Annotated in this window: 16 protein-coding genes; 4 read left to right on the top strand and 12 right to left on the bottom strand. The window is 74.4% G+C overall.

The features are described 5' to 3' along the window. Positions 1-269 precede the first annotated feature (269 nt). Positions 270-1,307, top strand: coding sequence for an MDR family NADP-dependent oxidoreductase (locus STTU_RS11405; RefSeq protein WP_007822883.1), 1,038 nt, complete (start codon positions 270-272; stop codon positions 1,305-1,307). A 330-nt stretch (positions 1,308-1,637) separates the two neighbouring features. Here STTU_RS11405 and STTU_RS11410 read toward each other — a convergent pair whose 3' ends face one another. Beyond that, a complete protein-coding gene (locus tag STTU_RS11410) occupies positions 1,638-2,756 on the bottom strand; it encodes a tetratricopeptide repeat protein (protein WP_007822884.1) in 1,119 nt (372 codons plus the stop codon). 531 nt (positions 2,757-3,287) lie between these two features. On the opposite strand from STTU_RS11410, the gene STTU_RS11415 reads away from it, so the two are divergent. After that, a complete protein-coding gene (locus tag STTU_RS11415) occupies positions 3,288-3,761 on the top strand; it encodes a hypothetical protein (protein WP_043254877.1) in 474 nt (157 codons plus the stop codon). 42 nt (positions 3,762-3,803) lie between these two features. Next, positions 3,804-4,109, top strand: coding sequence for a DUF6087 family protein (locus STTU_RS11420; RefSeq protein WP_007822888.1), 306 nt, complete (start codon positions 3,804-3,806; stop codon positions 4,107-4,109). 3 nt (positions 4,110-4,112) lie between these two features. Here STTU_RS11420 and STTU_RS11425 read toward each other — a convergent pair whose 3' ends face one another. The 7 genes from STTU_RS11425 to STTU_RS11455 form a co-directional block, all read right to left on the bottom strand. Beyond that, on the bottom strand, positions 4,113-6,485 hold the full coding sequence (locus tag STTU_RS11425) for a HelD family protein (RefSeq protein ID WP_007822889.1): 2,373 nt from the start codon (positions 6,483-6,485) through the stop codon (positions 4,113-4,115). Positions 6,486-6,774: 289 nt separating this feature from the next. Next, positions 6,775-7,395: a CGNR zinc finger domain-containing protein gene (locus STTU_RS11430; RefSeq protein ID WP_007822890.1), complete on the bottom strand. Its 621-nt coding sequence runs from the start codon at positions 7,393-7,395 to the stop codon at positions 6,775-6,777. A 222-nt stretch (positions 7,396-7,617) separates the two neighbouring features. Further along, a complete protein-coding gene (locus STTU_RS11435) occupies positions 7,618-8,793 on the bottom strand; it encodes a uroporphyrinogen-III synthase (protein WP_007822891.1) in 1,176 nt (391 codons plus the stop codon). 200 nt (positions 8,794-8,993) lie between these two features. Beyond that, complete coding sequence (locus STTU_RS11440; RefSeq protein ID WP_043254879.1) at positions 8,994-10,349, bottom strand: acyltransferase family protein; 1,356 nt, start codon at positions 10,347-10,349, stop codon at positions 8,994-8,996. After that, positions 10,346-12,673, bottom strand: a complete 2,328-nt coding sequence (locus STTU_RS11445) for a polysaccharide deacetylase family protein (protein WP_043257315.1) — start codon at positions 12,671-12,673, stop codon at positions 10,346-10,348. The genes STTU_RS11440 and STTU_RS11445 overlap by 4 nt, the downstream gene beginning before the upstream one ends. Before the next feature lie 348 nt (positions 12,674-13,021). Then, the gene (locus STTU_RS36050) at positions 13,022-14,083 is read right to left on the bottom strand and encodes a translation initiation factor IF-2 (protein ID WP_106432128.1); all 1,062 of its coding nucleotides are present in this window, start codon (positions 14,081-14,083) and stop codon (positions 13,022-13,024) included. Positions 14,084-14,283: 200 nt separating this feature from the next. After that, positions 14,284-15,234, bottom strand: coding sequence for a LysR family transcriptional regulator (locus STTU_RS11455; RefSeq protein ID WP_007822896.1), 951 nt, complete (start codon positions 15,232-15,234; stop codon positions 14,284-14,286). A 240-nt stretch (positions 15,235-15,474) separates the two neighbouring features. Between STTU_RS11455 and STTU_RS11460 the strand changes: the two genes are divergently transcribed. After that, a complete protein-coding gene (locus STTU_RS11460) occupies positions 15,475-16,824 on the top strand; it encodes a hypothetical protein (protein WP_007822897.1) in 1,350 nt (449 codons plus the stop codon). Positions 16,825-16,994: 170 nt separating this feature from the next. Here STTU_RS11460 and STTU_RS11465 read toward each other — a convergent pair whose 3' ends face one another. The 4 genes from STTU_RS11465 to STTU_RS11480 all read right to left on the bottom strand — a co-directional run bounded on the left by STTU_RS11465 (position 16,995) and on the right by STTU_RS11480 (position 22,945). Continuing rightward, the gene (locus STTU_RS11465; protein ID WP_007822898.1) at positions 16,995-18,176 is read right to left on the bottom strand and encodes a cytochrome P450; all 1,182 of its coding nucleotides are present in this window, start codon (positions 18,174-18,176) and stop codon (positions 16,995-16,997) included. Between the two features lie 83 nt (positions 18,177-18,259). Then, on the bottom strand, positions 18,260-19,315 hold the full coding sequence (locus STTU_RS11470; protein WP_043254881.1) for an MDR family NADP-dependent oxidoreductase: 1,056 nt from the start codon (positions 19,313-19,315) through the stop codon (positions 18,260-18,262). Next, positions 19,312-21,042, bottom strand: coding sequence for a phytoene desaturase family protein (locus tag STTU_RS11475; protein ID WP_095683900.1), 1,731 nt, complete (start codon positions 21,040-21,042; stop codon positions 19,312-19,314). Before STTU_RS11475 ends, STTU_RS11470 begins: the two co-directional genes overlap by 4 nt. Before the next feature lie 175 nt (positions 21,043-21,217). Further along, the gene (locus tag STTU_RS11480) at positions 21,218-22,945 is read right to left on the bottom strand and encodes a phytoene desaturase family protein (RefSeq protein WP_043257316.1); all 1,728 of its coding nucleotides are present in this window, start codon (positions 22,943-22,945) and stop codon (positions 21,218-21,220) included. Positions 22,946-23,054: the final 109 nt, after the last annotated feature.

The following is a 23,054-nucleotide window of genomic DNA, read 5'->3' on the forward strand; positions in this document are numbered from 1 at the left end:
TCTTTGCGACCGGTCGTGACCCGTGGTGAACGGCGACCCGCCGGACGTGCGGTCCGATCGTCGCACCTACTGGCGAGTAGGCGCGAATACCCTCCCTACAGCCCTCGCGGTCCCGCGTGCGGCGGTTGCGACAGTTTTCCGGGCCCGGGAGGCCGATTCCGACCGTATCGCGGAATTCGCTTTCCGTTCTGCGGTACGAGTGAGGGGGATCACGTGCCCGCGCGGGGCGGAGCGCCTCCGCCCCGCCCGCCGGTCGTAGCCTGCCGCCCATGAGCACCGCCCCGCACGAGCCCCCGCGCGAAGCCCGTCTCGCCGCCCTCCCGGGCCCCGAGGGCGTCACCGCCGCCACCTTCACGGTGCGCCCGGCGCCCGAGCCCGCGCCGCCGGGCCCCGGCGAGGTCCTCGTCGCCCTGCGCCGCCTCGGCCTCAACGCCGGGCTCGCGCACCGCATCGGCGGCCCGGACACGGCGTACGGCCCCGGGCTGCGCCCCGGCGACGTGCCGGAGAGCGACGCGGTCGTGGAGATCACGGCCTCGGCGGACCCCGCGCTGCCCCCCGGAAGCTTCGCGGTGGGCAAGGTCCCGTGGCGCACGTACGGGGCCGTACGGGCCGACGCCCTGCGCCCACTGCCCGCCGACGCGCCGCGGACCGGCCTGGAGGCGTTTCTGACCGTTCTGGGGCACGTCGGCTTCACGGCGTGGACCGGTCTCGTGACGGTGGGCGCGGTGCGTGCGGGCGAGACGGTCTTCGTCTCGGGCGCGGCGGGCGGGGTCGGCGGGTGCGCGACGCAGTTCGCGCGGGCGCGCGGGGCCCGCGTGATCGGCTCGGCGGGCTCCCCGGAGAAGGTCGCGCTGCTGACGCGCGAGCTGGGCGCGGACGCTGCCTTCGACCACCACGCGGGCGACGCGACGGAACTCCTGCGCGCGGCGGCACCGGACGGCGTCGACCTCGCCTTCGACAACGTGGGCGGCGCCCAGTTGGAGGCGGCGATCGAGGCGCTGCGCTTCCGGGGCCGCGCGGTGCTGTGCGGCGCGGCCTCGCAGTACGGGCGCGAGCAGGTGCGCGGCCCCGCGAACTACCTGCGGATGATCTACCAGGAGCTGACGTTGCGCGGTTTCACGGTCACCGCGCACGAGGAGAGCCGCGCGGCCTTCGAGGCGGAGGTGGGTGGCTGGGTCCGCGCGGGCCGCGTCCGGAGCCTGCACACCCGCCTGGACGGCTTCGAGGCGGTGCCGGAGGCGTTCGCGGGCCTGCTGGCGGGACGGCACACGGGGCGGACACTGATCGCGGTGGAGGAGAGCCGCTGACACCGCGTTCCCGCGCGCACGACAAAGCCCCGGGTTCCCGCGCGCACGACAAAGCCCCGGCCGCGTCTCCGCGACCGGGGCTCCGCCCTACGTCTGTGACACCGGCCCGCCATGCTCGCCTCGCGGCAAGTGGGCGCTCGAAGCGCCTATGGTTGGGCCCGGGGGCTTGGATCGAACCGGTGCCACGTCCAAGGTAACAAAGCCTGGGGACGGGGCAATTCCCGGTGGCCGGGATTTTCACCGTGGTCACTTTCCGTACACGTTCGTGTGCGTCTCATCGCGGTCCGGGGGCGCCCCGTCCGAGGCTCGCCGCGTCGGGCCGGCCGACGATCAGGCTCGCGCGGCGATGCGCTCCCGCAGTTCGGCCGCCGCCGAGGTCCCGGGAAGGCCGGAGAGGCGAGCCGCGACGTTGCTCAGGCCGTCGTCGATCCGTACGGAACGCACGCCCTCGGCACAGTCGAGGAACTCCCTCCAGGTCGCGAGGGCTGTTTCCGTGTCACCGCGCTTCAACTGGACGTGGCCCAGATCGGCGAGGACGATCGCCCGGGTGCGTTTGCGGTCCAGGCCGTGCGTGTCGAGTGCGAGGCGCAGGTGTTCGGCCGCCGCGCCGAGGTCGCCGAGCCTCGCGTGGATCATGCCGGAGTCGTGGGCCCAGCGGCCGGCACTGTAGTGGCTCGCCCATGACAGACCGGGGCGCGCGGGGGCGTGTTCGATCGCCGCCTCGGACGCGGCCAGCAGGCGGGCCGCGGTGGCGTGGTCGCCGTCCGCCGCGGCGGCACGCGCGTACGTGTTGCGGTAGTACGCGAGCGCCTTGGGGTTGTCGAGCTTCCGGCCGCGGTGCTCGCACGCCTCGGCGAGGCGGACGGCGGTGGGGATGTAGCCAAGATCGAGGGCCTGTTCCGCGAGGCCGCGCAGCGCGGTCGCGGCCAGCTCGTTCTCGCCGGCTTCGGCGGCGAGCCGGTAACTGTGGACGTGATAGCGCTGGCTGAGCCCCTGGTGCCCCTCGTCACGGGCCATCCACCCGATCAGGTACACGAGTTCGCTCGTCGCGGCGAACAACTCACGTCCCGTAGCCTCGGAGTAGCGGCCGTCGAGCCATCGCGCGACATCGACAGTCAGGTAGCGCACCGCGAGGTGACGGGCGTGCCCGCCGCCGAGTTCGGACGCCGCGTCGCCGAGTGTCGCGGTCATCGTGCGGATGGCGGCGACCTCCCCCTTGCCGACCGCGAGTGGCCCGCTCCGGTTGGCACGACGCAGGACGGCCTCGGCATCCGGCATTTCCAGCGCGGCCAGACCGACAGCGGCGGACGCCGCGAGGAATCGTCGTCGGTCCACGTCGCTACCTCCCAAGAGCATGACCGAAGTCACGGTATCCACCCGCGTGGCCGGGCCTTCCTCCGGCTCGGAGAGGTTGATGCCGAGTACCTGCTCGATGAAGGGCAGCCACACCCGGGGGGGACCTGAGGTCCTTCTCCCACCTGTAGACCTGTTGCCGGTCACAGAATCCCGTTTTCCCCCACCGTGCCACCGACAACTCGTCCGCGAGTCTCTCCTGGCTGCACCACGGTCGCCGGGCCTCACGCGCGGCCCGGATGCGCTGACCGATGGTGCTCTCCGGCATGTGCGATCCGATCCCTCGTCAAGCGCTGGTTCACATCTGGACTACAGGTGACAGACATTCTGGCAGCTGCCCCTCCATCCCGTACGGGCGTTGCATGAGTGACCAGCCTGGTGGCGCACGCAGCCGGGCGCTGGTCAACGGGCCGCTCGCGAGCGCGGCCGACACCACCTCATGTCACCCGGGAAGGAACACGGTCCGTGCGTATTCACGAATGCAACGAGGCTCCGCCACCTGAGAGTTGTCCCGTCTGCGCGCGGCTTCGGCGTGAGGAGGCGGAGGCCGAGGGGCGGGGGGGACCACTCGCGGGCCGCCGATTGCCGCGTGCTCGTGCGGCGGCACCCGCATGAGGAGGAGGGGCGGTGAGCGGGGCGGTCGGAGAGGGGCGGATCGGCGCTGCGGATCAGGCCATCGGGGGGATGTTCTCGACCGACATCGGGGCGGCCTACGACGTCGTCGCACTGCTGTGGCAGCGGGGCGTCGGGGCGCTGCCGTGCGCGGAGGCGGAGTGGCGGCGGGGGCTCGGTGACGCGGTGGCCGCGAGCAGGCGGGGGCTCACGCTCGGGCTCGGGACGACCACGCTCCCCGAGTTGCGTGCTGTCACGGCGCAACTCGCGCACGCCTCGGCCTGGTTGCTCCTGGGCTTGCCCGACTACGGGGACGACCGCGCGATGGCGGCGCTCGTCGCGTACGTACGGGATCTGCTCGGCCCGGAGCGGCAGCCGACCCGCGCCACCCCGGCCTGGGAGCGTTTCGCGCACATCCGTCTGCTGGCGACCGGGTTGCGGCGGCTCGCCGAGCGGTGCGAGGAGCGGGCGGCGGGGCGTCACCCCTGAGGGGGATCGCCGCTCGGACTCGCGTGGGACAGACTCGGGCGAATGGGTGAGGAAGAGGAGCCGCTCGCCGAGTGGGCCGCGCGGCGGGACGAGCGGGTGGGGCGGCTCAGGGTCGTACCGCTGTACGAGGGGCGGCGGGCGCGCGGGGCGCATGTACGGCCCGGGGAGCCCCGGGTCGTGGAGCGGTGGAGCGGGTGCGCGTGGGAGGCGTTCGCGGTGACGCGGGATCTCGCGGAGGCGTTGCGGCTGGTCCGCCCACCCGTGGAGGAGCCGCCCGCGTGCCCGGCGGAGGAGTCCCCGGGGGCTCTCCGCTCCGGGCGGGGGCGGCACCGGAAGCCGCCCCCGTAGACCTCAGTCCCGCAGCAGGTCGGGGACTCCGGTCTCGTCCGGGGCGTCGCGGTCGCCCGCCACGACCGTGAGGCGTTGCGTCGCGCGGGTCAGGGCCACGTACAGGACGCGGAGGCCGACGACCGATTCCTCGGCGATCTCCGCCGGGGCGGCGACCAGCGTCGCGTCGTACTCCAGGCCCTTCGCCTCCAGGCTGCCGAGGGCGACGACGCGCGGGCCCAGGCCGACCAGCCAACGCGCCGCTTCGCCACGGCGGTTCATCGCCACGACGACGCCGATCGTGCCCTCCACCTCGCCGAGCAGGCGTTCCGTCTCGGCGCGGACCGTGGCCGCGAGGCCGCCGTGGTCCGCCGCGACGACGTAGCGCGGGGCGAGGCCCGTGGAGCGGACCGCGCGCGGGGGCTCGGTGCCGGGCATCGCGAGGGCCAGGACCTGGTTGGCGACGGCCGCGACCTCCGCCGGGTTGCGGTAGTTGACCGTGAGCGTGAAGCGGCGGCGCGGGCGCGTGCCGAGGGCTTCGTCGCGCGCGGCGGCGGCCTCCTCCGGGTCCGGCCACGAGGACTGCGCCGGGTCGCCGACCACGGTCCAGGTCGCGTGACGGCCCCTGCGGCCGACCATGCGCCACTGCATCGGCGTGAGGTCCTGCGCCTCGTCGACGATGACGTGCGCGTACTCCGTGCGCTCGGACGCGAGGCGTTCGGCGCGCTCGCGGCGGCTCTCCTCGCGCTGCGGCATCAGCTCCTCCACGCCGGTCAGTTCGGCGAGCGCGTCGTACGCGCGCGGGCGCTTGGGGCGTGCCGGGGCGCCGAGCACGGCGTGCAGTTCGTCGAGCAGCGCCACGTCGTGCACCGAGAGCGGGCCCGCGCCCGTCTCCGGGTCGAGACGCCGCAACGACCGTGCCACGCGCCGCACTTCGCCCTGGTCGAGCACCCTGCGCGACCAGCGCCCGAGCCGTCGCTCCGAGGCCATCGCGGCGAGCACGCGGCGGGGCTTCAGCTCGGGCCACCACGCGTCCAGGAACTCCGTGAACGAGTCCTCCGACGTGATGTCCTCGTCGAAGGCCGATCGCAACTCGGCCGCCAGCTCCGGGTCGTTGTGGCGGTCCGCGCCCCCGGAGCGCTCCCACAGGGCATCCAGAAGAAGACGACGGGCGCGCGGGCGGAGGTAGTTGATCGGGCCGCTGCCCGAAAGGGCCGTGCGACGGACGGACTTGAGCACCTCCGGGCCGAGTTCGACACGGCGACCGAAGGCGACGACGCGCAGACGCTCCGGGGGCGCGGTGGTGTGGCCCGGGGCGGCGAGCGCGAGCTGTCCGTTCGCCTCGCTCTGATCCGTACCGGGGAAGGCACCGGCCACCGGCAGTTCGAGCGCTCCTCGCGCCGCGCGCCGCAGGACGCCGCCCATGCGGGCGCTGCCCTTCACGCGCGCGACCGCCGGGGGGTCGTACGCGCTCGCGCCACCGGGGCCCGCCGCGTCGTCGGCCAGGTCGCCGAGCGCGCGGATCGCGACCTGGCCCTCCTCGCCGAGCGAGGGCAGGACACCTTCCGTGTACGCGACGAGGAGCGGCGTCGGCGAGACGATGAGGATGCCGCCCGCGTAGCGCCTGCGGTCCTGGTAGAGGAGGTACGCGGCGCGGTGCAGCGCCACCGCCGTCTTGCCGGTGCCGGGGCCGCCCTCGACGAGGGTCACGGAGGCGGCGGGGGCGCGGATGACCAGGTCCTGCTCGGCCTGGATCGAGGCGACGATGTCGTGCATCGCGTGCCCGCGCGAGCGGCCGAGCGCGGCCATGAGCGCGCCGTCGCCCACGGCCGGGAGCGGCGCGCCGCCGAGGAACGCCGTCAGCTCGGGGCGCATGAGGTCGTCCTCGACGCCGAGGACGCGGCGGCCCTTCGAGCGGATGACGCGGCGGCGCACGACCCGGCCCGGGGCGACGGGCGTGGAGCGGTAGAAGGGAGCGGCGGCGGGGGCGCGCCAGTCGATGACGAGTGGGCTGTAGTCGGTGTCCAGCACGCCGATGCGGCCGATGTGCAGTGTCTCCGCGATGTCGGCCGTGTTGTCGGGGCCGATGGCGTTCTCGGCGACCTCGACGGCGGTGTAGGCGCCGTCCGGGCCCTTCTTGCCGTCCTTGCCCGCGAGGAGGTCGATGCGGCCGAAGACGAAGTCCTCGAACTCGTTGTTGAGCCGGTTGAGGTGGACGCCGGCCCGGTGGACCTGCGCGTCGCGCTCCGCGAGGGCGCCGGGGGTGCCGACGTGACCGAGCTTGGCCGCGTCGCGCATCAGGAACTCGGCCTCGTCGATCTTCTCCAGGAGACGGCGGTAGGCGCGGTCAAGATGCTGTTGTTCGACGCTGATCTCGTGGTCGCGTGTATCGGCCACCGAGGCCCCCTTCAGATGGTGCTGAGCAGCCGTCCACCGTACGGCAACCCGGTCGGGGGGCGGGAGGGGGCTCGCCTTTCCGCCGGGGGGCGCGTTTACGCCGGGGGGCGCCTCTGTGCGGGGGCGCCTTTGCGGGGCTCCGCCCCACACCCCGCTCCTCAATCGCCGGAGGGGCTGGATGGGTGCGGGGCGGAAGGGCGGGTGGGTGCGGGGCGGAAGGGCGGGTGGGTGCGGGGCGGAAGGGCGGGTGAAGGCGGGGCGGAAGGGCGGGTGAGGGCGGGGCGGAAGATCAAGCCCCTCCGGCGATTGAGGAGCGGGGGTTCGGGGGCGGAGCCCCCGTGGCGGTGCGCCGACGGTGGCGGGCCACGCGCTCCCTGTTGCCGCAGACCTCACTGGAGCACCAGCGGCGCCGCTGGCCGCGGGAGGTGTCCAGGTAGATCAGCGGGCACCCCTCGCCCTCGCACCGCCGCAGGAGCGCCGTGCGGCCGGGGTCGGTGAGCAGGGTGAGGGTGTCGCGGGCGAGGAGGGAGAGGAGCGCGGAGAGGGTGGGTGCCGAGTGAAGCCCGGCGACGAGGCGGCCGTCGTGGGCGCGGGCGGCCTGCGGGACGGGCGGCGCGGCGAGCGCCAGGGCGTTGAGGCGGTCGAGCGCCTGCGGCGCGCGCCGGCCGCCGAGGCTCCCGTCGACGAGGCGGCCGAGATGGCCCCGTACCTCCCGTACCGCCGCCGGCCAGTGCGGCTGCGGCAGCGGCAGCGGCCCGCGCGCCGGGATCAGCCCCGCGCCCACGCACCAGCCGACCACGTCCTCACCCGTCACGAGCCGTTCGACCGGGTGCCCGGTCGCGAGCAGATCCAGACAGGGCCGTCCGGCGTCGTACCGGAACGGCGCGGGGGCCACGGGGAGCAGCGACATGTTCGTCTCACCGCCGAGGGGGTGGGGGCCAGCGGGGGTCGGGGGTGCGCGACACCAGGGTGCCGGGGGCGGGGGCGTACGGGAAGGGGGCGGGGGTGTACGGGGTGGGGGTGCGTCCGGTCCGGGCCGCGCTGTCCGGGACGGAGCGTCCGCGCACCGCACACCCGCGCACCGCGCACCGCCTCGTCCGTGCGGGGCGCGGCGCCGGGGAGGGGTGTGCCTCTACGGCTCGATCGCCAGGCGGTAGCCGCGTTTCACGACGGTCTGGACGAGGCCGGGAGTGGCGAGGGCCGTGCGCAGACGGCTGATCGCGGCGTCGACGGCGTGCGCGTCGGTGCCCGTTCCGGGGAGGGCGCGGAGGAGTTCGGCGCGGGGGACGACGCGGCCCGGGTGGTCGGCGAGGCGGCGCAGGAGGGCGGCGCTCGCGGGCGGGAGGGAGCGGGGCTCGCCGTCGACGAGCACCACGTCGCCTCGCACAGTGAGGAGGTGGCCGTTGATCCGCACCTCCCGGGCCCGGGAGGGGAGTTCGCGACACAGGAGGTCGACGAGGGGGGCGAGGCGGAAGCGCTCGGGGGCCACGGTGGGGATGCCCAGGGCCTGGAGCGGGGCGGCCGTGACGGGGCCGACGCAGGCGACGAGGACGGATTCCCTGAGTGCGGCGAGGAGTTGGTCCCGCAGGCCGCGCGTCTCCGCACGGTCGAGGAGGGCGAGCGCCGCAGGGGCGCTCGTGAAGGGGAGGGCGTCGACGGTGCCCGCGAGGACCGCGTCGGTGAGGCGGTCGAGCGGGGCGGTGTCCTCGGGCGGCAGCCAGCGGTAGACGGGGACGGCGAGGACGTCGGCGCCCGCCTCGGCGAGGGCGGTACGGAACGCGTGCAGCGGGTCGCCGTGGAGCTGGACCGCGACGCGCGCGCCGCGCAGCTCGAACGTCCGCAGGTGGTCCAGTACTTCGGCCATCGACTCGGACGCGGGCGACCACTCCTCGGTGAGCCCGGCACCCCGCAGGGCGCCCTTCACCTTGGGCCCGCGCGCCAGCAGCCGCGCCCCGCGCAGGACGTCGCTCAGCTCCGCCCCCAGTCCCCAGCCCTCGGCCGCCGCGAACCAGCCGCGCAGCCCCACCGCGGTGGTGCCGATGACGAGGTGGGGCGGGTGCGCGAGCAGTTCCTCGGTGACGGCGCGCAGTTCCGCGTCGTCCTCCAGCGGGACCGTCCGCATCGCGGGGCCGTGAAGAACGCGGGCGCCGCGACGGCGGAGCAGGGCGAGCAGATCCTCGGCGCGGCGGTCGGCGGTCACGGCGACGGTGAACCCGCTCAGCGGCCCCGCCTCCCGCTCGGCGCCTTCCTCCCGCTCGGCGCCCACCTCCCGCTCGGCGCCCGCCTGCCCCGTACCGCTGCTCCCCATGCCGCCGTTCCTCGCCCGTCCGGTCCGCCCCCGGCCCGCCGCCGGGGAGCGCGTCAGCCTGCCAAGCGCAGGTGTCGCGACTGTTCACAGCGTATGTCGCGGGCGTTACGGGACGCGGCGAAGGGCGGCGGTGGTATACGAGGCGGCGGGCCGGGGGCCGATCGGACGGGCGAGGAACGGCGGGGCGGGCGCCGGGGCTCCTACGCGCGACGGGGGCGGTTCTTCCCGCTTCCTCCCCCGTCCGGCCACAGCCTCGGCCGCCGCTTCGCCGCCACGTCCTCGACCCAGCCGACGAGCACGATCGCCAGTGCCAGCAGCGGCCACACCACTACGAACATCCACCACGCGTAGGAGTCGCCAAGGAAGGTGCCGAAGGCGCCGTCGGACGCGGGGAGGCGCCACAGGAGGTCGATGACCGGGACGGTGGCGAGGATGAGCAGGTTGTGCCACAGGTAGATCGTGACCGCGCGGTTGTTGGTCAGGGTGACGAAGCGGTCGAGGCGGGCGAGGCGGCCGGGGAGGGTCTTCCAGGACGGGGCGTACTGGAAGAGGATCACCGTGAAGCCGAGGGACCACGTGGCCTGCGCGAGCGGGATGTCGTTGAGGTCGATGCCGTCGTCCCCCGCGTGGCCGAGCGCCCACCACAGGCCGAAGGCCATGAGGAAACCGGAGAGCGAGACGGCGAGATAGCGCGGCACCTTCCGCAGCAGGCCCTCCTGGTACGCCATCCCGAGCACCCAGCAGCTCCCGAACTGCGCGAAGTCGACGAGCGCCAGGCCCGTCTCGCCGGGGATCGTGACAACTCCCGTACCGATCACGGCGGTCAGCGCGACGGGGGCGAGGAAGACCGGCCAGGGGGCGCGGCGCAGGGCCTTGAGGAGGAGCGGCGAGGCGACGACGAACCACAGGTAGGCGCGCAGGTACCACAGCGGCCCCGCCGCCTCGTCCGCCCAGCCCTGTTCGAGCCAGCCACCCGTCGAGCCGAGGCTTTCGGGGTACGGGGGCGCGCCGAGCGGGACGAGGTACGTGGCCAGGCGCAGCCACCAGCCGAAGCCCTCGCCGCGCGGCGCGCGCCAGCCCGCGTACAGCATCGCGGGGACGAGCAGGGCGGCGAAGAGCCACAGCGGGGGCAGCAGTCGGCGCAGCCGGCCACGGATCACGGACACGGCGGGCCGCGCGAGCGAACGCGCCATGAGCGAGCCCGCGAGCGCGAACATCACGCCCATGGAGGGAAACACGACGCTGAGCCAGGCCCAGCCGAAGACGTGGTAGAAGACGACGCGGACGAGGGCGACGGAGCGGAGGAGGTCGAGGTAACGGTCCCTGCCGGGGGGCGACTTGGGTGCCTCGCCGCGCGCGGCGCGGGGCTCCTGGACGGGCAGGCGCACGGTGCCGGGCTCGCCACCCGCCACCGCCAAGGACTCCACCGCCACGGACTCGCCGCCCCTCACCGCCACGGACTCGCCGCCCGCCGTCGTGACGGGTCCGCCGCCCGCCGTCGGCACGGGCCGTGTGGCGCTCTCGTCCTCGTACGGCTTGCTGTCGGTCCCGCTCATGCCACCGGCCTCCGCTCGCTCTCGTTCCCGTTTCCGCCGAACGCCTCGTCCACGAGGCGCACTTCGCCGGTCAGCTCGGCCAGATCCTTGCCGCGCGGGGTTCCGCCCGCGTCGAGCACGCCGGTCCTGCGGAGCTTCTGCCAGCGCAGGCGGCCTCCCGTGAGCGCGGTGATCCAGGACTGGAGGAGGACCACGTACATGAGCTGGCGGTACAGGATCTGCTGGAGCGGCAGCGAGACGAGGTGCGTCATGGGCTCCTTGTCGAGCCGGAAGGCGTACGCGGCGCACACGGCCTGGATCGCGAGGACGCCGAGCCAGGCGAGGAGCGTCTTCTGCGTGGGCCCGAACACGAGGCCGTACAACAGGAACACGTCGATGAGCGGGGCCAGCAGCGGGGCCAGGACCATGAAGAGCGAGACGAGCGGGAGGCCCACGCGGCCGAAACGGCCGGAGGGACCGCGTTCGAGGAAGGCGTGCCGGTGCTTCCAGATGGCCTGCATCGTGCCGTAGCTCCAGCGGTAGCGCTGGGACCACAACTGCGCGACGGATTCCGGGGCCTCGGTCCAGGCGCGGGCCTTCTCGGCGTAGACGACGTGCCAGCCGTCGCGGTGGATCGCCATCGTGATGTCGGTGTCCTCGGCGAGGGTGTCCTCGCTCATGCCGCCGACGCGGGTGAGCGCGTCGCGGCGGAAGGCGCCGACCGCTCCGGGGATCGTCGGCATGCAGCGCAGCATGTCGTACATGCGGCGGTCGAGGTTGAAGCCCATGACGTACTCGATGTGCTGCCACGCCCCGATGAGCGAATCCCGGTTCCCCACCTTGGCGTTGCCCGCGACGGCGCCCACGCGCGGATCACCGAAGGGCTGCACCAGCTCGCGGACGGTCGCGGCCTCGAAGACGGTGTCGCCGTCCATCATCACGATGATGTCGTGCGAGGCGTGCGCGATGCCCCTGTTGAGCGCCGCCGGCTTGCCCGCGTTCTCCTGCCGCACGACACGGACGCCCGGAAGGCCGAGGCGCTCCACGATGCCCGCCGTGTCGTCGGTCGAGCCGTCGTCGATCACGATGATCTCGACGGGGTGCGCGCTGCGGGTCAGGGACGTCACCGTCGCGGTGATGCACTTGGCCTCGTTGTACGCGGGCACGAGCACCGTCACCGGCTCGGTGACCGGCACGCCCCACGCGAAGCCGCGGCGGCGGGTGCGGCGCGCGTGCGCGAAGGAGAGGAGCAGCATGAGGCCGAAACGGGCGATGACGAGGCTGCCCGTGACGGCGAGGCCCGCGACGAGGACGCCGGTGACGCTGTCCGACGCGGCCACGAGCCACACCCAGGCGCGGCCCTTCCACAGGTCGGGGCCGCTCACCGGGGCGAGCGCGCTGGGCGCGCCGAGCGCCTCGGTGAGGTTGGCGAACGTGTAGCCCTTGCCCTGGAGTTCGGGGAGGTAGCGGTCGAGTGCCGCGACGGTCTGGGCGCGGTTGCCGCCGGAGTCGTGCATGAGGACGACCGCGCCCTCACCCTCCTTCTTCGGCGTGGCGTTGGCGATGATCGCCCCGACCCCGGGTCGCTGCCAGTCCTCGCTGTCGTCGTTGTTGACGACGGTCAAGTAGCCGCGCGAGCCGATGTACTGGGTGACCGGCCACGACTTGTCGTCCATCGCGTCGGCGAAGGAGGAGTACGGGGGCCGGAAGAGCGAGGTCCGCACCCCGGCGGCGCCCGCGAGCGCGAGCTGGTTCTGCGACAGCTCCCAGTCGATGCGGGTCTTCGACTGGTAGGAGAGGTCGGGGTGGTTGAAGGTGTGCAGGCCGACCTCGTGCCCCTCGGCGACCATGCGGCGCACGAGTGCGGGGTAGCGGGAGGCCATCGTGCCGGTGACGAAGAAGGTGGCGTGCGCGTGGTGCTGCTTGAGCACGTCGAGCACGCGGGGCGTCCAGGTCGGGTCGGGGCCGTCGTCGAAGGTGAGGACGATGCGGTGGTCCGGTATCCGCAACGACTTCTCCTTGCCGTCGCGCGTGTCGATGACCGGGCCGCCGTCGAGGATCTTCTCCGGCACCTTGTCGGTCGCCGCCTCGGGCCGGACGCGGTGATCGGCCATGATCTCGCTGTGCACGTAGCCGCGCAGCATGAGCATCGCGACGACCGCGCAGAGGAAGAGGACGGGGAGGAGGTAGCGGAGCGGGAGGCCGCGCCTGCGGCGTCTGCGGGCAGCGGGGCGGGAGCGGGCACCGGAGCCGGTGCGGGGGCGGGTGCCGGGGCGGGTGCCGGAGCGGGTGCCGGAGCGGGTGGAGCCCGTGCGGGGGCGGGGTGGCCGGGAACGGTTGGCCATGACGGTGAGCGGCCTTTCGGGGAGGGTTTCGCGGAAGGCGGGGACGTCTTTCACGAGAGGTACGGGAGTGAGCGGGCAGGGGAGGGCGCGGCGGCGGCCCTCGGCTGCCGCTTCCGGCCGTCACCGGGCGGGGCTGACGGGGCGGCCGAGCGGGCACACCGGGAGGCGAGACCGGGCGGGGAGATCGGGGGCGGGGAGACCGGGTGAGGAGATCGGGCAGGGAGATCGGGGCAGGGCAGTCAGGCAGGGCGGCCTGAGCGATCACGCGACCCGGCCGACCGGGGCAGGGGCGGGGCGACCGCACGGGGCGACCGACCGGCCGTCCCGCACCGCCTCGCCGTACCGCCCTCAGACCGCCGCGAAGAGCACGAGGCCCGGCCCCGTCGTCGGCCCCGGCGCACCCACGTCGCCCGAACCGCCGGTACCGGCAGCACCGTCGGCACCGCCGGCCCCGCCCCCCGGAGCCCCCGGGTCAGCCGGGTCCGGCGTGCCCTCGCGCGGGGTGCCGTGGCCCTCGCCCGGTGCGGGCGGGTCCGGGAGGGGGGTCTCGCCGCCGGTCTGGGGCGAGGTGCCGCCGGTCTCGCCCCCGCCGGGGGTCTCGCCGCCGCCCGGCCCCGTACCGGGGTCCGTGCCGCCGGTGCCCGTGCCGGGGCCCGGGTCCGTGCCGCCGGGGCCCGTACCGGGATCGGTGCTGCCCGTGCCGCCGCCGGGCGTCGTGCCCGCCCCCGTGCCGGGGCCCGGGTCCGCGCCGCCGGGGCCCGTACCGGGCTGCCCGCTCCCCGTGCCGGAGCCCGGCTTCGGGCCGCCCGAGCCGGTGCCGGTGCCCGGCCCCGTGCCCGTACCGCCGCTCGGCTTCGCGCCCGGTGAGGAACCGCCGCCGCCCGGGGACGGCTTGGCCGCGCCGGGCGTGCCGCCCTTGCCCGGCGCCTTGCCGGTGCCGGGGGCCGTGCCCGCGCCGGGCAGCTTCGGGATGTCCGGGATGCCGGGGGTGCCGGGCAGGCCCGGCAGTCCCGTACGGCCCGGGAGGCCGGGGACGAGGGCGGCCGGGAGCACGGGCGGGGCGGCGTCGGCGCCCGCCCCCGCGTCCGTCGCGCTCTCGACGCCCGTGCTCGGCGGCGGTGAGGGCTTGACCTTGTCCGCGTGTGCCTTCGCCGCCGGTTGCGGCAGCGGCAGCCAGGGCGCGTCCGAGTTGCCCGAGACGAGCGTGGCGCAGATGACGGCCGCGTAGGCCCCGCAGGCCAGGCCGAGACCGAGGCCGAGCCTGCGGTAGCGGCGGCTGCGGCGCCCGGACGCGTCGACGAAGACGGGCCCTTCGGCGCCGTCCCCGCCCGGTCCGGGACGGGTGCCGGTGCCGTCCTGCGCCGGAAGGTCGGCCGACCGGCGGCCGAGGCTGTCGAGATCGACGGTCACGCCCTGCGGCTCGTGACTACGTCCCGTGCTGACGTCTTCTCGCCAAGTTTCCACGATGTGCGCACTTCCCCCATTGAGCTGGTACGGGTGCGCGGGCGACCCGGGCGCCGCCCCTCACCGGACCGGGCCCCCACCCGGTCCGAGCGCCCCCCATTTGTCCCACCGCGCCCGGAAGAGCAAGGTAACGCGTGGACTCAGGCTCAAACTGCCTCTTGTGCAGGACTCGTCATGATGAGTGCATCTTTGGTCGGAAGCCATGCGAAAGGTGGCCGAATAAGCCATGATTCGGCGCCCGCGAGGGCGGTCGCGGCCTCGCGCAGCACGTCGAGCCCCGGATGCCGCCGCCCCGCGCGCCACACGAGCGAGACGGGCGAGAGCGGTACGGGCTCGACGAGCGGCCTCAGCACGCTCCCCGCGAGCGCGGGCAGCCCGGTCACCGAGAGCACGGGCCGCCGCTTCTCGGCCATGACGCGCGCGAACTCGGCCTCGCCGACGACGAGCGGCGCGGGCGGGGCGAGCGCGATGCCGTACGGGGCGAACAACTCCTCGGCCAGAGCGGTCCATTCGGCCGTACGGGCGTTGCCCGCGCCCGCGTAGACCTCCTCGCCCGCGAGCGCGGCCATGGGGACCTCGGGCAGTGCGGCCAGGGGGTGGCCCGCGGGCAGAACGATGCCCATGCGCTCGTAGGCGACGGGCTGGTGGCCGAGTCCGGCGGCGAGCGCGGGCGGCAGTCCGGCGAAGCGGCCGAAGGAGGCGTCGAGGCGCCCCGCGTGGATCTCGGCGGCGGCGTGCGTGAGCCCGCTCTCGTACCGGACGACGAGTTCGGCGCCGGGGGCCGCGAGGGTGCGCGCGTGCGCGACGACGCGTTCGCCGAGCAGCCCGGGGCTGTTGACGTCGACGAGGAGCGGGCCCGGCGTCGCGAAGGCGGCGCGGAGCGCGTCGTGCGCGTCGAGGAGGCGGCGGGCGAGCGGGACGAGGCGTTCGCCCTCGGGCGTGAGGACGACGCTGCGCGTGGAACGCACGAACAACTGCGCGCCCAACTCCCGCTCCAGGCGCCGCACATCGCGGCTCAGCGCCTGCTGGGCGAGGTAGAGGCGGGCGGCGGCGCGGGTGAAGTGCAGCTCGTCGGCGACGGCGAGGAAGGCGCGCAACAGGCGTGGCGGGACATCGGCTTGGGGAGGCACGCCGTGAACCTAGCCGGTGACGCGTCCGCGTTGGCGTGCCCGTATTCACGCGTCCGCGTTGACGTCGCCCGCATTGACGGCACCCGCCTTGACGGCGCCCCGGGTTGGCGCGTCCGCATTGACGCGCCGCAATTGACAACGCGCGGCGGTGAATCGGGGCGGAAGAGGTGTTGGACCCGCGACGGTCCGCGCCCCGAGCCTGGGGACATGCCGATCCTCTTCCGGGGCGCCTCGCCGTGGGCCCCCTACCGCGCCCTGCTCGCCCTCCCCTCCGCGCGCCTCTTCACCGCCGCGGGCGCCGTGGCGCGGCTCCCCTCGGCGATGTGCGGCGTGAGCACGGTGCTGCTCGTGGCGCGGGCGCACGGCTCGTACGGGCTCGCGGGCGCCGTGTCGGCGGCGGGGCTGCTCGCGACGGCGCTCGCCGGGCCGTGGACGGCGCGGCTCACGGACCGGCACGGACAGCGGCGCGTCGCGCCGTGGGCGGCGGCGCTCGCGGCGCTCGGGCTGCTCGGGCTCGTGCTGTGCGTGCGGTACGGGGCGCCGGTGTGGACGTACTTCGCGACGTACGCGCTCCTCGGTTGCGCGCCGAACACGGGCGCGATGGCGCGGGCGCGCTGGGCCCGCCTGCTGCGCGCGTCCGAGGGCGCCCGGCCGACCCCGGGGGGCTCCCGGCTGAACGGCGCGGCGAACGCCCTGGAACAGGTCGTCGACGAACTCTGCTTCACCCTCGGGCCCGTCCTCGCGGTGCTGCTCGCGACGTCCTTCGCCCCGGCGGCCGGGCTGCTCACGGCGGCGGGGCTGCTCCTCGGCGGGACGCTCGCCTTCGTCGCGGCGGGCGAGGGCCGGGGCCCCGCGCCCGGGGCGGGGAGCGCGGCGGGGCGGCTGCCGTGGCGGGGGCTCGCGCCGCTGCTGCGCTGCTTCGCGGGCACCGGCGTCGTCTTCGGGTCCCTGGAGGTGACGACGGTGAGCGGCACGGGGGGCGCCGCCGGGGTGCTGCTCGGCGTGCAGGCGGCGGGCTCGGGCCTCGCGGGGCTCGCTCTCGGCGCGTACGGAAGGCCACTCCGCCTCGGCCGCTGCCTCGCCCTCATGGCGGCGCTGCTCCTGCTGCCGCCGCTGTGCGCGGCGACGACGGACGCGGCATGGCCCCTGGCCCCCGCGCTCCTCCTCATCGGCACGGCGACGGCCCCCGTGATGATCACCGCCATGAACACCCTGCACGTCCGCGTCCCCGCGCACCGCCTCACGGAGGCGATGAGCTGGGCGGTGACCGCGATCCTCGCGGGCTCCTCGGCGGGAGCGACAGCGGCGGGCCACCTGGCGGACGGCCCCCACCCGTGGCTGGGGTACGCGATCCCCCCGATGGCGGCGGCGGGGGCGTGGCTGGCGGTACGGGCCGGATCGCGCGAGCGGCAGGCCCCGCACCGTCGGCGGCCCACCCGCACGGCAGGCCCGTACGCCGGCGAACGGGGCAGCTCACGAGCGGAAGGTCACCCCCCGCACGGCACCCACCGGCCCCACGTCATGAGCCGACCCGCCGACCCCACGTGCCACGGGTAGCCGGGCTCGCGGTTGCCGCCGGGGGCAGGGCGAGGCGGGCTCGCGGTTGCCATGCCGTTGCCACGCCGCACCCGAGCGGCGTGACCGTCGATCCCGGCCCACGGGAGCAAGTCCCGCTCCGGCCCCGCCCCAAGCACGCCCCGCCACCACCCACGAGCCAAGCCCCCCCCTCACCCCACCGCCATCAGCCTCTTCGGCCCCCGCGAGGTCGTCCCGAGCCGCCACTCCACTCCCCCGTCGCCCGGGACGAGTCGCAGTTCGGGGAGGCGGGTCGCGAGGCGGTTCAGGGCGGTGCGGAGTTCGAGGCGGGCGAGCCAGGCGCCCATGCAGTAGTGCGGGCCGCCGCCGAAGGCGAGCGTGGGGGCAGGGAGTTCGCGGAAGAGGTCGTCGGTCTCGGCGGGCGGGAAGACCTCGGGGTCGCGGTTGGCCGCCACGATGTCGGCCACGACGATCGCGCCCGCCGGGACGCGGACGCCGCCGAGGTCGGTGTCGGCGACGCAGCGGCGCAGGCTGCCGGGGTCCTCGCCGAGGGGGACGAGGTGGAGGAGCCGGTCGGCGGCGAGTCCCGCCGCGTCGACGTCGGTGAGGCGCGGCCAGGCATCGCGGCGTTCGCCGAGGAGGTAGAGGAGCACGTTGCCGAGCATCGTCATGGTGCTGTCGTGCCCGCCCACGACCATCCCGCAGACGAGGCGCACGAGTTGGGACTCCGGGATGCCGCCCTCGGCGTCGGCGGCACGCACGATGCCGCTCACGAGGTCGTCGCCGGGCTCCTTGCGCCGCAGCGCGAGGAGTTCGCCGCCGAAGCTCGTGAAGTCGGCGAGTCCGGACTCGACTTCGGCCGCCGAGTGCGAGCCGTCCGTGAAGGCCAGGTCGCTCCAGTAGCCGATCTTCTCCCATGCGTCCCCTTCGAGGCCCAGGAGCCGGGTGATGACGGTGACGGGGAGCGGCCGGGCGAGTCCGGAGACGAGGTCGAGGGGGCCCTCGTGCCGGACGAGCCCGTCGAGCAGTTCCTCGACCGTCGCGGTGATCCACGGCTCCCAGCGGGCCACCGCGCGCGGCGTGAAGGCGCGGCCGACCGTGCGGCGCAGCCGCAGGTGCTCGGGGCCGTCCTGGTTGAAGAGGAGTTCGGGGTCGTCGACGATGCCGCCGCCGCTCGGCCGGTCGTCGTGCTCCTCGGCGTAGAGCGCGGCCCGGGTGAAGCCCCCTCCGCCGAGGACTTCGCGGACGTCCGCGTATCTGCTCACGCGCCACGCCGCCGCCCCGTCGGGCAGGACGACCGGGTGCGGGGCCGCGCAGGGTGCGCTGGGGATGCGGTGCAGCGGGGGCAGGGGGGCGGGGAGGGTACTGGTCACGACGGACCTTCCGGGAGGGGAGCCGGGGGGAGCGGGAGCGGGCGAGCCCCCGGGCGGCCCCCGCTCCCCGGCGGGCCCGCCGCTCACAACTCCACCAGCACCTTCCCCCGGTTCGCCTCGCGCGCGCCGTAGAGGCTCTGGTACGCCTGGGGGATCGCGTCGAAGCCCTCGTACACCGTCTGGTCGCTCACGACCTCGGCGCGCCGGATGCTGCCGCCCAGTTCCTCGTGCAGCGCCTGCCAGTTGGCGTCGGTGAACCACTCGATGGAGAAGATCCCGCGGATCGTGGTGCGGGGGAACATGATGTACGGGAAGAGGCGGGGCCCGACCGCCTCGCCGCCCACCTGCGTGGCCCACTGCCAGCACACCGCGACGCGGCTGTCCACGGTGAGCATCGAGAAGACGGCGTCCGTGACGGCGCCGCCGAGGTTGTCGAAGTAGCGGTCGACGCCGTCCGGGGCCGCGGCCTCCAGGGCGGCGCGGATCGACTCGGGGCTGTCGCCGTGGCGGTAGAGGATGACCTCGTCGAAGCCGAGTCCGCGCAGGTAGTCGCGTTTCACGGGGCTCGACGTCGTGCCGACGACGCGGGCGCCCGCGCGGCGCGCGAGCTGCCCGGCGAGGGCGCCGACCGCGCCGGAGGCGCCGCTGATGACGAGGGTCTGACCGGGGCGCACGTCGAGGAACTTGCCGAGCGTGCCCCACGCGGTCATCCCGGGCCCGCCCATCGCGCCGAGCGCCGTCGAGAGCGGCAGCCCTTCGTCGTACCACTCGGGCCGCAGCCGCCGGTAGGCGGGGAAGACCATCGGGAAGGTCCCGGTCGCCCACAGCTCGGGCTTCCCGTCGCTCACCAGGTGCGAGCGCCAGCCTCCGTACCCCTGCACCAACTCACCCTCGCGGAAAGGGGCTTCGGGCCCGGCTTCGAGCACTTCCATGATCGTGTCGGCGCCCATGTGCGCGCCGATCGGGGTGTCGAGCGTGATGCCCTGGAGATACGGGTCGACCGAGACGTACCGCGTGCGCAGGAGCATCTGGTGCGGCGCGAGGTCGACGGCGATGTCCTCGTCCACGCGCTCGTAGACGCGGGAGACGTCCGGGGTGCCCTTGACGTGCTCGCGGACGACCCACTTGCTGATCTTCACCGGGATTCCTCCTTCTGCGGGACGAGCTTCTGCGGTACGGGTACGGACGCGGCCCCGTCGCCCGCGGCCCGCGCCGCCGGGCCCGGCACCCTCGGCCCCACCGGGATGACCCGGTGCGTCGGCAGCGGGCCGTGCGTGTCCACGGAGGCCGTGAACTCCTTGCCGTCGTCGCGGCACACGAACTGCATGACGTGCCGCCCGGCCGCCGCCGCGCGGATGAGCCCGCCGGTCGTGGCCCAGACCCCCGACTGGTAGAAGTTCCCGAGTCCGGGGACACCGGGGCCGTACTTCTTGATCAGCTCCTCCAGCGTCTCGCCGCTCTCCACGAAGGGCTGCCAGCCGAGCACGGTGCCGTCGAAGTTGCCCGTGTAGCGGACCTGTGTGAGCGGCGTCGACACGTCCCGCACGGCGATGGACTCGCTCAGCCCCGGAAAGCGCTCCTCCAGGAACTCCACGAGTGTGTCGCGCACTTGGTGCTTGGCCGCGTAGTAGCCGCGCCCGTGCTTGACGGGGAGCGTGTGCAGTTCCTCGCCGCCCCTGCGGCGCGTGCGCTGCTCGGGGCCGTCGTCGAGCGCGCGCCAGGGCGCGATGTCGCAGAAGTACGTGGCATAGACGACGCTCGTGCCCGGCGGGGACAGCTCGGGGTAGTGCCGGTTGCGGAACTGGACGTTGATGCTGGAGTGCCGGATGCCGGTGAGCCGCTCGGCGGTGGCGTCGTCGAGCAGGTACGTCGTGCAGGGGTCGGCCTCGGGGAACTCCCGTTTCAGGCCGAGGAAGAGCGTCACGTACCCGGGGAAGACCATGCCGGGCTTCTCGATCGTGTCGGTGTAGAGGCGCTCGTACTCCTTGCCGAGGTCGCGGCCCTTGAGCAGCGAGCGCATCGTCGTGGGCCCGTCGCACGCGGCGACGACGATGTCCGCGCGCAGCTCGGTGCCGTCGCTCAGCCGCACCCCGACCGCCGTGTCCCCCTCGATCAGGACCTCTTCGACCTTCGTGTTGTACGAGACCTCGCCGCCGAGCCGCGCGTACCGCTCCTCGATGGAGCGCGCGAGGCCCAGCGAGCCGCCCTCGGGGACGCCCGCGGAGAGGTTGGCGTGCGAGGCCATCTGGAAGTGGGTCGGCAGAACGGGGAAGTTGGGGTGGCGCTCGTAGAGGACGTAGTTGAACGCCCGTCGGAGCAGGGGGCTCTGGAACTTCTCCGAGTAGTCCCGCATGAGGACGGAGATCGTCTTGCGGACCGCGTTGAAGTACGGCAGGAACCCGGCGAGCATCCGCATCCGCTCGACCCGGCCCATGAGCCCGACCGGCTTGAGGAAGGGGTAGACGGCGAGGGCCTTGCGGAAGGAGCGGAGGTTGTCGCAGAAGCCCTTGATGTGGCGGGCGTCGGCGGGCGAGATCCCGGTGAGGTGGGCCTGGAGGCGGTCGGGGTCCGAGTAGAAGTAGACCGCGCGGCCGTCGGTGTCGCGGACGACGTTGAACACGTCGAAGTGGCGGACCTCCTTGCCCTGGAGGGCGCCGAGTTCGAGCCAGATCTGGTGCATCTCGTTGCCGGGGCCGCTGCCGAGCAGCCAGCTCACGCAGGCGTCGAGGGTGTAGTCCCCGCGCTCCCAGGCGGTGCAGCAGCCGCCCGGGATCTCGTGCATCTCCAGGACGCGGGACCGGTAGCCGTTCAGCTGCGCGTAGACACCGGTGGAGAGCCCGCCGAGGCCCGCACCGATGATCAGCACGGTCTCGCGGCGGTTCCCGGCCCGCGCGCGTTGCTGCTCCTCCTCGGCGAGCTGGGCCGGGTGGGCGGTGGAGCGGCTCGTCATCGGGCCCGCCCTTCTTCGTACGCGGTCGTCATCGGGCCCGCCCTTTCTCGTGCGCGGTCGTCATCGGCCCGCCTTTCCTCGTGCGCGGTCGTCATCGGCCCCGCTCCTCGCGTTCGTTCCAGCGGTCCAGTTGGGGAAGGCTGCCGAGCTTTCCGGGGTGCCAGGGCTCGGTGTTCTCGCTCTCGAACGCCCGGAAAGGGAGACCGAGTTCGTCGCACAGGTACTGGATGGCGAAGCGCCCGGTCGACGCGGCGCGGATGAGCCCGCCCATGCCGACCCACTGGCCCGCCATCGAGAATCCGGCGAGCCCCGGCAGGCGCATACGGTCCTTGCCGACGAGCTTCGCGGAGATGTCGTCGGCCTCCGAGAACGCCTTCCAGGCGAGGATCGAGCCCTTGTGGTTGCCGGTGTATCGGCGTGTCGTCGCGGGCGAGGCGACGTCGACCAGCTCGATGCGCCCGGCCACCTCGGGCCACTTCCGCTCAAGGAACTCCCGTACGAAAGCGGCGACTTCGCTCTTGCGGGCCCGGTAGGCGCGGCGGTCCTCCGCGCGGAGGTCCGCCCAGTACCCGTAGTCGCTGAAGTACGTGCAGTGCACGACGGACTTGCCCTCGGGCGCGAAGCCGTCCGCGTAGCGGGAGCGGAGCTGCACGACGATGCTGGACTGGAGGCCGCCGGGGAGGCGCGCCGCGTCCTCCTCGTCGAGGAGGTACGTCGTACTGTGCGCGTCGCCCTCCGGGAGGCCGCCCTCGATGCCGACGAAGGCCGAGACGACGGCGGGGAACAACGTCCCCTCCTGGTCGAGCAGTTCCTCGTACAGCTTGTCGATCCTGGGGCCCGTGTACCGGCCGCCGAGCAGGCCCTTGATCGTGGTGTCGCCGTCGGCGGCGGAGATGACGTGCTCGGCGTAGAGCGTCTTCCCGCCGCGCAGTACGACGCCGATCGCGCGGTCGTCCTCGACGAGGACGCGTTCCACGCGGGCCCGGTAGCGGATCTCCCCGCCGAGCCCCGTGTACCGCTCCTCGACCGAGCGGGCGAGCCCGAGCGAACCGCCCTGCGGGAAGCCCGCGTTGCCGTGGTAGGCGCTCGCCATGTTGAAGAGGTACGGCAGGACGGGGAAGCCCTCGGGGTCCTGGAAGAAGATGTTGCGGAAGGCGGTCCGCAGCAGGGGGTCCTGGAACTTGTCGGCGAAGGCGTGCATCGGCGTCGCGGCGTTGCGCCAGAAGAGCCGGAAGGCGGGCAGGACGGTGCGCAGGGTGCGCAGCTTCTCGCCGAGCGTCTTCAGCGCGGGCGCGGTGAGGAAGGGGTACAGCTCGATCTTCTGGAAGCGCCGCAGGTCACGGCAGTACGCCCGGATGTGCGGGGCGTCCGCCGGGGACAGCTCCAAAAGGTGCGCTTCGAGCCGGTCCGGGTCGTTCCAGAAGACGACCTCGCGGCCGTCCCTGCCGACGACCTTGTTGAACAGCTCGAAGTTCGTCACCGACTTCCCGTCGAGCGCCCCGAGTTCGCGCCACACCTGGTGCGCCTCGTTGCCCTCGGCGGTGCCGATGAGCCACTCGATGCAGTAGTCGAAGACGTACCCCTCGCGCGACCACGCGGTGCAGCAGCCGCCGGGGAGCACGTGCTTCTCCAGGACGAGCGTCCGCAGCCCGCTCATCCGCCCGTACGAGCCCGCCGCGAGCCCCGCGAGCCCGGCCCCGATCACGAGGACGCGGGGCGGGGTCCCCGGGGCCCGCTCGCGGGACTCCCAGTCGGTGGCGGGCGCCTGCGCGGCGGCAGCGGGCCGGGCGGCCGGGACCCCGGCCGCCCCCTCCCCCACGGCCGCCTCCGAGCGCGCGGCCGTCTCCGAGCGCGCGGACGCCTCCGACCCCTCCGCCCTCTCCGACCGCACGGCCTCCTCCGCCCGCACCGCCGCCTCCGCCGCCGTC

The organism is Streptomyces sp. Tu6071, from assembly GCF_000213055.1.
Classification (GTDB): Bacteria; Actinomycetota; Actinomycetes; order Streptomycetales; family Streptomycetaceae; genus Streptomyces; species Streptomyces evansiae.